Origin of the sequence: Streptomyces sp. NRRL WC-3549 (genome assembly GCF_000721935.1) — a bacterium.
GTDB lineage: Bacteria > Actinomycetota > Actinomycetes > Streptomycetales > Streptomycetaceae > Streptomyces.
In genome coordinates this window covers 36143-38232 of the sequence record NZ_KL585420.1, presented here as the reverse complement: position 1 = coordinate 38232, position 2090 = coordinate 36143, and the positions used below count along the sequence as shown (strand labels likewise).

General features: G+C 74.9%; 3 protein-coding genes. 1 reads left to right on the top strand and 2 read right to left on the bottom strand.

What is annotated here, in order from left to right:
- Window positions 1-338, top strand: a 338-nt coding sequence (locus IH13_RS0124650; RefSeq protein WP_031087954.1) for an MBL fold metallo-hydrolase, incomplete at its 5' end; no start/stop codon positions are given.
- Between the two features lie 15 nt (window positions 339-353).
- On the opposite strand, the gene IH13_RS0124645 is transcribed toward IH13_RS0124650, so the two are convergent.
- Both IH13_RS0124645 and IH13_RS44880 read right to left on the bottom strand, forming a co-directional pair.
- On the bottom strand, window positions 354-1298 hold the full coding sequence (locus IH13_RS0124645) for a pseudouridine synthase (RefSeq protein ID WP_031087951.1): 945 nt from the start codon (window positions 1296-1298) through the stop codon (window positions 354-356).
- Between the two features lie 115 nt (window positions 1299-1413).
- Window positions 1414-2001, bottom strand: a complete 588-nt coding sequence (locus IH13_RS44880; RefSeq protein WP_031087948.1) for a DUF3592 domain-containing protein — start codon at window positions 1999-2001, stop codon at window positions 1414-1416.
- Window positions 2002-2090: the final 89 nt, after the last annotated feature.

The window sequence follows — 2090 nt, the reverse complement described above, 5'->3', positions numbered from 1 at the left end:
ACCCGGACCGCACCCCCGACGCCGAACTGGCCGACGGCCAGGAGCTGGAGGTCGCCGGGGTGACGCTGAAGGTCCTGCACACCCCGGGCCACGCCCCCGGCGCGGTCTGCCTCCACTCCCCGCAGCTGAACACCGTCTTCACCGGCGACACCCTCTTCCAGGGCGGGCCCGGCGCCACCGGGCGGTCCTTCTCGCACTTCCCGACGATCGTCGACTCCATCCGGGACCGGCTGCTCACGCTCCCGCCGGACACCGTCGTCCGTACGGGACACGGCGACTCCACCACCGTCGGCGCGGAGGCCCCGCACCTCCAGGAGTGGATCGCCCGGGGCCACTGACCCCGCCGGGCGGCATCACCGGTCCGGCCACGCGGCCAGCCGCAGCCCGCTCTCGAAGCGGCGCGGTACGCCCGTGACCGGATCGGTGAACTCCAGTACCCGGGCCAGCAGTTGCAGCGGGCGCGTGTAGTCCTCCCGGCCCGGCTCCGGCTCGGGCCGCACCACCGGGTAGACCGGGTCGTGGACCAGTGGCAGCCCCAGCGCGTGCATGTGGACCCGCAGCTGATGGGTGCGCCCGGTGGCGGGCAGCAACCGGTAGCGGCCGAGGCCCTGCCGGTGCTCCAGCAGCTCGACCCGGCTCTCGCTGTTCGCCTCACCCGGCTCCACCCGGGCCGCGATGACCCCGCGCTCCTTGACGATCCGGTTGCGTACGGTGCGGGGGAGCGCCACCCGGGGGTCGTACGGGGCGACCGCCTCGTACTCCTTGCGCACCAGCCGGTCCCGGAAGAGCGTCTGGTAGGCGCCCCGTTCCCCCGGACGTACGACGAAGAGCACCAGGCCCGCGGTCAGCCGGTCCAGCCGGTGGGCGGGCTGGAGGGCCGCGACACCCAGCCGGGAGCGCAGCCGGGCCACCGCGGTCTCGGTGATGTGCCGGCCGCGCGGGGTGGTGGCCAGGAAGTGCGGCTTGTCCGCGACCACGATGTGCTCGTCCCGGTACACCACGCCGACCGGGAACGGCACCGGCACCTCGGGCGCGAAGTCCCGGTGGAACCAGAGGTGGCGGCCGGCGGCGTACGGTTCCTCGGCACCGACCGCCGCACCGTCCGCGCCGACGAACCGGCCCTCGGCCAGCATGGCGTCGACCCGCCCGGCGCCGATCGCCCCGGCGAACCGGTCCAGCAGATGGTCACGGACGGTCGGCCAGGCGGCCGCGGTGTCCTCGGGCAGCCGCACCCGCACCGGGTCGACCCCGTGGCGCTGCGGCAGCGGGGCGGCGGGGGGCCTGGCCCGTCCTCTCATCGTGTGCGTCCTTCTCGCGGTGTCCCGGCGGCAGGCGTGCCCCGGCAGCCCTCCATCATCGCACCACCCGGGGCGCGCGGGCCGGTTCGCACCCGGCGTACCGGCACGGCGGGAGTCAGGCCACCGCGGTCCGCGCCCCCCTCTGCAGCAAGGTGCGGCGCCGTACCGTCAGCAGGACCGCGCCCCCCAGCAGCAGGGGGGTGAACACCAGGGTGACGAGCACGGGCGGCGTCATGACGGGCGGGTGGTCGAGCCACCGGGTCGTCAGCACCCGGGTCGGCTCCCGGGGGTCGTAGGTCACCGGGACCGCGGACCCGGGAAGCAGACCGTCGGGGCGCATGCCGCCGAGGTCGCTGAGCACGGTCTCGACCTCGCCCCCGGGACCGGCGAACCGGACCTTGACGTCGCCCGCCCCGCCGTACCTGTTCTTCGGCGCGGCCGTGACCTCGGCCGCGACGGACACCCCGCGGGAGCGCAGGTCGTCCACGAGCGACCGGGAGGGCAGCCAGAACACGAGGAAGGCCGCGCAGGCGCCCAGGGCCATGACGGACAGCGTGAGGATCAGGCGGCGCTGCGGCACCACCGGTGGCAACCGGGCTCCCCCGGCCCTGAGCAGGCGCAGGTGCCGGTCCAGAGCGCGCCGCTCCGCGGACCTCGGAGGCGGCGTCCAGTCGTCGCGCGACGTCTTCTTCCTCTTCGCCATGCGGTCCAGTCCTGTACGTGTTCGCTCACGCCGCAGCCCGGGAAACAGAAAAACCCCAGATCGACTGGGGTCTCTGCTGGTGTCCGAGG